This is a genomic window from Streptomyces sp. NPDC004561, assembly GCF_053602155.1.
Genome location: NZ_JBSGDB010000439.1, coordinates 1 through 7,398, shown reverse-complemented (window position 1 = coordinate 7,398; position 7,398 = coordinate 1). Strand labels below are relative to the sequence as shown.

8 protein-coding genes are annotated in these 7,398 nt (G+C 71.9%); 3 read left to right on the top strand and 5 right to left on the bottom strand.

The genetic code is table 11. The annotated features are described in order from the left end of the window. Together ACWEN3_RS37010 and ACWEN3_RS37005 are read left to right on the top strand one after the other, a co-directional pair. On the top strand, window positions 1–1,071 hold a 1,071-nt coding region (locus ACWEN3_RS37010; RefSeq protein ID WP_452980270.1), incomplete at its 5' end, for an FtsW/RodA/SpoVE family cell cycle protein. A gap of 36 nt (window positions 1,072–1,107) precedes the next feature. Further along, window positions 1,108–1,518, top strand: a complete 411-nt coding sequence (locus tag ACWEN3_RS37005; protein ID WP_452980267.1) for a sec-independent translocase — start codon at window positions 1,108–1,110, stop codon at window positions 1,516–1,518. A gap of 182 nt (window positions 1,519–1,700) precedes the next feature. Here ACWEN3_RS37005 and ACWEN3_RS37000 read toward each other — a convergent pair whose 3' ends face one another. Further along, window positions 1,701–2,762 (bottom strand): alpha/beta hydrolase, encoded by a 1,062-nt coding sequence (locus ACWEN3_RS37000; RefSeq protein WP_452980265.1) that lies wholly within the window; start codon window positions 2,760–2,762, stop codon window positions 1,701–1,703. Window positions 2,763–3,124: 362 nt separating this feature from the next. Here ACWEN3_RS37000 and ACWEN3_RS36995 point away from each other — a divergent pair, with 362 nt between their 5' ends. Then, entirely contained in the window at window positions 3,125–3,478 is a 354-nt protein-coding gene (locus tag ACWEN3_RS36995; RefSeq protein WP_452980263.1) for a hypothetical protein, read from the top strand. Between the two features lie 131 nt (window positions 3,479–3,609). Here ACWEN3_RS36995 and ACWEN3_RS36990 read toward each other — a convergent pair whose 3' ends face one another. From ACWEN3_RS36990 to ACWEN3_RS36975, 4 genes are all read right to left on the bottom strand, one after another. Beyond that, on the bottom strand, window positions 3,610–5,172 hold the full coding sequence (locus ACWEN3_RS36990) for a carboxylesterase/lipase family protein (RefSeq protein ID WP_452980260.1): 1,563 nt from the start codon (window positions 5,170–5,172) through the stop codon (window positions 3,610–3,612). 15 nt (window positions 5,173–5,187) lie between these two features. Beyond that, window positions 5,188–5,826, bottom strand: a complete 639-nt coding sequence (locus ACWEN3_RS36985) for a GOLPH3/VPS74 family protein (protein ID WP_452980258.1) — start codon at window positions 5,824–5,826, stop codon at window positions 5,188–5,190. 116 nt (window positions 5,827–5,942) lie between these two features. Further along, window positions 5,943–6,602 (bottom strand): response regulator, encoded by a 660-nt coding sequence (locus ACWEN3_RS36980; protein WP_452980255.1) that lies wholly within the window; start codon window positions 6,600–6,602, stop codon window positions 5,943–5,945. Beyond that, window positions 6,599–7,398, bottom strand: an 800-nt coding sequence (locus tag ACWEN3_RS36975; protein WP_452980252.1) for a sensor histidine kinase, incomplete at its 5' end; no start/stop codon positions are given. The genes ACWEN3_RS36980 and ACWEN3_RS36975, both read right to left, overlap by 4 nt.

Genomic DNA, 7,398 nt, shown 5'->3' with positions numbered 1-7,398 from the left:
GGGCAGCTGATGTGGTGCGCCATCGCCGTGGCGGTGTTCGCCGGCGCGGTCGCGCTGCTCAAGGACCACCGCAGACTGCAGCGCTACCCCTACATCACGATCGCCGTGGGCATGGTCCTGCTGATGGCACCGGCGTTCTACCCCGGCGACGTCTACGGCGCCAAACGGTGGATCTTCATCGGGCCACTGTCCTTCCAGCCCGGCGAGTTCGTGAAGATCGTCATCGTGGTGTTCTTCGCCGGGTACCTGACGATGCGCAGGGACGCCCTCGCCCTCGCCGGGCGGCGCCTGATGGGCATGTATCTGCCACGCGGACGGCAGTTGGGCCCGGTCGCGGCCGTCTGGGTACTCAGCCTGCTCGTCCTGATCTTCGAACGGGACCTCGGCACCTCGCTGATCTTCTTCGGCCTGTTCGTGATCATGCTCTACGTCGCCACCGAGCGCACCAGCTGGGTCGTGTTCGGCATCGCCATGTTCGCCGTCGGCGCCTTCGTCGTCGGCTCCTTCGAACCACACGTCCACGGCCGTGTCGTCGCCTGGCTCCACCCCATGGACATCTTCCTGCCGCCCGACAAGCGCCCCGCGGGACTCGTCTCGGACCAAGCCGCCCAAGCCCTGTTCAGCTTCGGCTCGGGCGGCATCTTCGGCACCGGCCTCGGCCAGGGCCATCCGGAACTCATCGGCTTCGCCGGACGCAGCGACTTCATCCTGACCACGGTCGGCGAGGAACTCGGCCTCGTCGGGGTGACACTCGTCATCCTGCTCTACGCACTCCTCGCCGAGCGCGGCCTGCGCACCGCCCTGACGGTCACCGACCCGTTCGGCAAGCTGCTCGCCGGCGGCCTGGCCTCGGCACTCGTCCTCCAAGTCTTCGTCGTCGTGGGAGGTGTCACCGGACTCATCCCGCTCACCGGCAAAGCCCTGCCCTTCCTCGCCCAGGGCGGCTCGTCCATGGTGGCCAACTGGCTGCTGATCGCCATCCTGATCAAAGCCAGCGACACCGCCCGCCGACCCCCACCCACACCCGCCGCGGACGTCAGCACCGCCGAAACCCAGCTCGTACGGCCGTGAGCCCGTCGCCCCTCCGACGAGAGCGAGAACCCACCGATGTTCCTCGACATGAGCCTCCCGGACCTGCTCACCCTGACGATCCTCGCCACCCTGCTCTTCGGGCCGGACAAGCTCCCCAAGGTCGTCCGGGAGGTGGCCGGGGCCCTGCGCACGATCCGGGCGTTCGCCGACAGCGCCCGGGAGGAGGTACGCGCCGAACTCGGCCCGGAGTTCAAGGACCTGGACCTCGGCGACCTGCACCCCAGGACGTTCGTCCGCAAGCATGTCCTGGACGGCGAGGGTCTCGGCCTCGACGAGATCCGCTCCGCCCTGAACCCGAGCGCGGAGCTGTCGGAGGCGGCCGCCGCGATGACCGGCGAGCCTACCGAGCGACCCGAGAGCCGGACGAGCCCGGCCTCCGTGCCGCAGCAGACCCCTGCACACGCCTACGATCCCGACGCCACGTGAGCCACGACGAGCGGGCGGTGGGCGGCGGAAGGTCCTGGTAGGCGCGGCGTACTTCGCTGAGTGCCTCCCTGCCTTGTTTGTTGTGCAGGTCGCCTTGTCTGTTGCGCAGGTCACGCCGAAGGGGGTCGGCCATGGACCCGTGGTCGCCGCGCGTCCGGTCAGCCGGAAAACGGCCGCCGGGGTCAGTGCGGGGCGGAGAGCCACTGGCTGAGCCAGGCGAAGGCCGGCGGGTACTCCGCGGACCAGGTGTTGTAGTTGTGGCCGCCGTTCGGCAGGAACAGCGTGCGCACCGTGACCGGCGAGAACGCCGCGGCCGCCTGGAACTGCGTGATGTAGGAGGGCGAGCTGAGACGGTCCTCGCGTGAGGTGGCGAGGAACAGGCTGGCATGGGACTTCGTGCGCCGCACCAGGTAGGTCGGGCTGTTGAGTCGGCGCACGGTCGGGTCCGGGAGGACGGACTTGTCGCCCGTCAGCGGGTCGGGGTCGAGGGCGGCGCCCGCGCCGAAGACCTTCGGGTACTGCAGAGGCAGTTTCGCGGCGCAGAAGCCGCCGGTCGAGAAGCCCATCAGGCCCCAGCCGCCGGCACCCGGCAGGGTGCGGAACTTGTGCCTGATCAGGTCCGGGACGTCCGTCGACATCCAGGTCGCGACCTTGCGGTTGGGCAGGTCGGTGCAGTCGGTGTCCACACTGCCCGGGTTGACCACGGGCATCACCAGGATGAAGGGGTGCACCTTGCGCTGGCTCAGCAGGTCCGAGAAGGCGCCCGGCATGCCGCCGTGCTCCAGCCAGGACTGCGGGGAGCCGGGCACTCCGTGCAGCAGCATGATCACCGGGAACCGCTTCTTCTTGTAGGCCGGCTCGTCGTACTGCGGCGGCGTCCACACCAGCACCTCCCCGGACAGGGCGGACTTCTGGCCGTGGAAGTAGGTGTCCAGGACACCGCCCTTGGTGCTGTGGTTGAACTTCGCGCGTTGCACCGGCGGCCCCGGCATCGCGACCGCGTTGGTGTTGTCCGTGTTGCCCATGAAGTCGTCCCAGGACGCGTACAGCCCGTAGCTGTTGTTGATCCAGACGGCCACGACACTGATCGCGGTGAGCTGACACAGGCCGATCATCACGGTGTGCGCCAGCCAGCGCGCCGGCCTGGGCCCGCGGATCCTGGCCCACAGGGCGATCGTGCCGATCATCGCCACGACCGTCGCGACGATGAGGACGATGAAGAACGGCGTTCCTGTGAGGGACACGCGACCACCTTTCCGGGACCCTGGACTAGGACGAAGCGGACGATACCGACCGTAACGTCTGTGATGTCCACGCAGGCAAGCTACCTGGATAGAGGGGACCCGACGATCACGGGTTCCGTCCGACAGGACACGACAAGGGAAACGATCGTCGGAGCCCACCTGAAAAGACCGGTCAGCGGGTCCTTTGAAAACCAGAAGTGGAGCCTGCACGGCTTCCAGCGCTCCGGCGGAGACCCGGATCAAGGTCCAGCAGAGGCGGAGACGGGTCCCAGTACCAGGACACCCCGCATGACACCTGTCATACGCAACACCGGACGGCGGGCACTTGGGGTCCAAGTGCTCCCGTCCGTACGGTACTTCCCATGACGAAGAACAGCGAAGAGGGTTCACGGAAGACCGACGTCAAGGTGAGCCTGATCGGCGGTCACCGCCTGGCGGGAGCCACCCTCCACGAGCGGACCGTCACCGCCTCCCTCATCGGCGGGGCCGACATCGATCTGACGGACATCGACATCCCGGACGGCGCAGAACTGCGCATCACCAAGCTGAGCCTGATCGGCGGCGTCAGCCTCAAGGTCCCCCGCGACGTCCGGGTCGAGGTGCACGGGCTGCGCCTGGGCGGAGTGAAGGACGACGGCCCGAGCGAGCCCGGCGGCCCGACGGTCCGGATCGACGCCTGGGGTCTGCTCGGCGGCGTCTCCGTCCGCCGCGCCTAGGCACCGCCCGGGCGGTCCGGGGCGTGGCCGGCACTTCGCCGCTTCCGGTACGCGGGTCTCGCCCCGCTGCGGTCCCCCACAGCCATGGGCCCGCAGTCCGGCCGAGTTGTGCGATCCTCCCGCGGGTGCGGTCACCCGAGGGCGTCCCAGAACGTGCAGTGGTGGCGCAGCCGCGCCGTGCGCGTCGGGACGATGTGGTCCGGCGCCAGCGACAGCACCGTCTGCCGGGGCCAATGCGGCGACGACGGGCCGTTCGGGTCGGCGGTGCGGGCGAACCGGGTCCAGTAGTCGATCATGGTGTCGGCCAGCCGATGCTGTGCCGCGGTCAGGTCACGGGGGCGGCCGCCCAGGTCGAACAGGTAGGGCAGTTCGCTCGCGTGCGGCGCTCCGAGCGGGAACGGCGGCGTGCCCGAGGTGAGCGGCGGGGCGTGCTCGTCGGCGAACTCGTAGCGCCAGACCGGCACATGGGCGGCGAGCAGGCTGCCGGTGCGCGCGGTCGGGCAGGCGAAGTCGGCGTCGCCGATGACCGCGCCGAACACCGGGCCACCGTCGGTGCCGTGCACCGGGTACTCGCGGACGATCGCCTTCGCCTGCCCCGGGGAGGGGAAGAAGGAGGCCACGACGCCGGGCCAGGTGGCGGGAGTGACGGGATGGCCGGCCTGGACGATCCCGCCGGCCCAGCCGTTGCCCTCGTCGTGGTTGTTCCCGACGAGCACGGGGACGCGATGGAAGCGGCCGGCGGCGATCGCCGCTGCGGGATCGCTGGGCAGCAACGGAGTTGTGTGAGCGGGCTGTTGATCGATCTCCTGGGCCGCGAGCAGACGCGGGACGTCCACGCGGCGCAGGCAGGCCATCACGTCGCGGGCGGCGCCGCAGCCGACCTTTGCCGCGAGGTCCGCGCCCGCGGCGCGCGCCGTGGACACAGGGACGGAGGACGGGGCGAACGGACGGTCGGGGCGGCCTGTACACGGGCCGCTCTCGATGATCGCCCGGTCGAAGAGCCCCACGGCGGCGGGTGAGGCAAGTTGGGCGCAGACGCTGAAGCCACCGGCCGACTCGCCGGCCAGCGTCACGTTGTGCCCGTCGCCGCCGAAGGCGCCGATCTCGGTGCGGACCCAGCGCAGTGCCGCCTGCTGGTCGGCGAGGCCGAAGGTGCCCGAGCCGGGCAGCCCGCCGTGCGCGAGGAAGCCGAGGGTCCCGAGGCGGTAGTCGACGGTGACGACCACGACGTCGCCGCGGGTGACCATGCGGTGGGCGTCGTACGAGCCGCCCGCCCCGGTGGTGAGGCCGCCGCCGTGCAGCCAGACGATCACCGGCCGGGGATGTGCCGGTCCTGCGCCGTCGGGCGTTGTGACGTTCAGGTGGAGGCAGTCCTCGTCGGTGCTGCCGCCGGGCACCTCGCCGGCCGGCTGCGGGCAGGCGCTCGCGGGCCGGGTCGCGTCCCTTACCCCGGACCAGGGGGTGGCGCGGTGGGGCGGCGTCCAGCGCAGCCCGCCGACAGGGGGCGCCGCGTAGGGGATGCCCTCGAAGGTGCGGTAGCCGTCGTGGGCGGCGCCCCGCACCGGGCCGTAATCGGTGCGTACCGTCGTGGCCGCGGGCCGGGCGGGCTCCGTCGGTGGTAACGCGGACCAGGCCGTCGCGAGCACGGCGGTCAGGGCGCAGCCCAGGGTGGTCAGGACGCGGTGCATGCTCATCGTCTCCCCATCCGGTCAGCTGCCGCCCATGCCGCCCTGCGCTGCGATCATGGTCATCGGCAGAGCGCGTACGGCTTTCTCCAGGCCGGGCGCGAGGGCGGCGAGAGACCCCGTGCAGGCGTCGATACGGGCCCGGAAGGTCTTCTGGTCCTGCCGTGACACGACCGAGTGGACGCCGCCCGCGGCGGCCAGCGCCAGCAGCGCGGCGTCGGCGGCGGGGACCTCCCGCACCGGCCCGCTCCCGTGCAACGCCGCGGCCACGCGGGCGCGGAGTGCGGCGGTCACGGCGTGGTCCGTCACGGTCAGCCGCCGTGTGCCGAAGCGGGTGCGGGGCGCCTTCACGGTGAGGAGTTCCGCCGCGGCGAGCCGGTCCTCCACTTCCGTCAGGGTCCGCTTGCGGTGGTGGCGCACGAGGTGCTTCCAGCCGTGACCGACGGCGGCGTCGCGCAGAACGCCGTCCAGGACGGGGTCACCGGTCGCCTCCGTGCCGGACACGGTGACCGTGCCGCCGTCCTCCCGCAGCCGGCCGCGCAGGGCGAGGTCGACCAGGGCGGCAGCGCGGACCAGCAGCTCCGTGCGGGTACGGTCGTACGGGCCTTCGGCCGCGTCGTCGTGGGCGAGCAGGTACATGAGGCAGGCGAGGTCGTCGATCACATCTCGACGCTACGGCCGGCCGCTCCGGCTGCAGATCGGCCATGGGAGCGGTCCGGCACTGGGAACGCAGCAGGATCGCGGGCCCGGCCTCCTCCTTGAGGAGGAGGCGGCGGCCGTCAGGGGCGGCGCGGTTCCACGAGGCCGTGGTCGTAGGCGGCGACGACGGCCTGGACGCGGTCGCGCAGGCCCAGCTTGCGCAGCACCGCGGTGACGTGGTTCTTGACGGTGGCCTCCGACAGGCTGAGTCGCCCGGCGATCTCCGCGTTCGACAGTGCCTGCCCGATGAGGGTGAGCACCTCGCGCTCGCGGCCGGAGAGACCCTGCAGGGAGGGCGGCGGTGCCGGGTCGGGTGTGGTGCGCAGGAACCGGTCGAGGACGCGGCTCAGCACGGTCGGCGCCAGCAGCGCGTCGCCGCGCGCGGTGAGGCGGATCGCGTCGACGAGTTCGGCGGGGCGGATGTCCTTCAGCAGGAAGCCGCTCGCCCCGGCCCGCAGGGCGGCGACCACGTGCGCGTCCACGTCCCAGGTGGTCAGCACGAGCACCCGGGCCCGGCTGCCGCACTCCGCGATCCGCCGGGTCGCCTCGATGCCGTCCAGGACGGGCATGCGTACGTCCATCAGCACCACGTCGGGCGCCAGTTCCCGCGTCAGCCGCACCGCCTCCTGGCCGTCGGCCGCCTCACCGACCACCTCGAGGTCGCCCCGGGCGTCGATGATCATGCGGAATCCGGTGCGGACCAGGGCCTGGTCGTCGGCCACCACCACCCGTAGCGTCATGACGCGCGCTCCACCGGCAGCCGCGCCGCAACCTCGAACCCGCCTCCGGGGAGGTGACCGGCGTGCAGGCTGCCGCCCACGAGGCGTGCGCGCTCCCTCATTCCCACAAGACCGCGTCCCGCTCCCGCAGCGGCCGAACCGCTCTGCGACGTACGCCCGTTGTCGGCCACCGTGACCTCCACGTACTCCCTTTCCACCGTCACGCGCACGCTCACCTCGTCGGCGCCGGCGGCGTGGCGCAGCGTGTTGGTGAGGGCCTCCTGGACGATCCGGTAGGCCGCCAGGTCCACCGTGGCCGGCAGCCCGTCGGTGGCGCCCTCGCAGTGCACGCGCACGGTCATCCCGGTCGCACGCACGGTGTCGGCCAGCTCGTCCAGGCGTGCGAGCGAGGGCCCCGGCTCCCGCTGCTCCCCAGTCCCGTCCTCCCCCGCCTCAGGCCGGAACGCACGCAGCAGCAGGCGCAGTTCGCCGAGCGCCGAGCGGGCACCCGTCTCGATGGCCCGCAGCGCCTGACGGGCCTGCTCGGGCCGTTCGGTGAACACGTCGTCGGCGGCGCCCGCCTGGATGACCATCACCGACAGGGTGTGCGCCACGACGTCGTGCACCTCGCGCGCGATCCGCGCACGCTCTTCCACCACGGCCCGACGCGTCTCCGCCCGCATCCGGGCCTGCTGCGCCCTGCGCCACTGCCCCGCGGTCCACGCGAGGACCACCGTCAGCAGGTAGACCGCCAGCCCCGCGGAGCCGGCCGCGCCGCACCCGAGCGGCGCGAACAGGGACATCGCCGCGAGCGCCC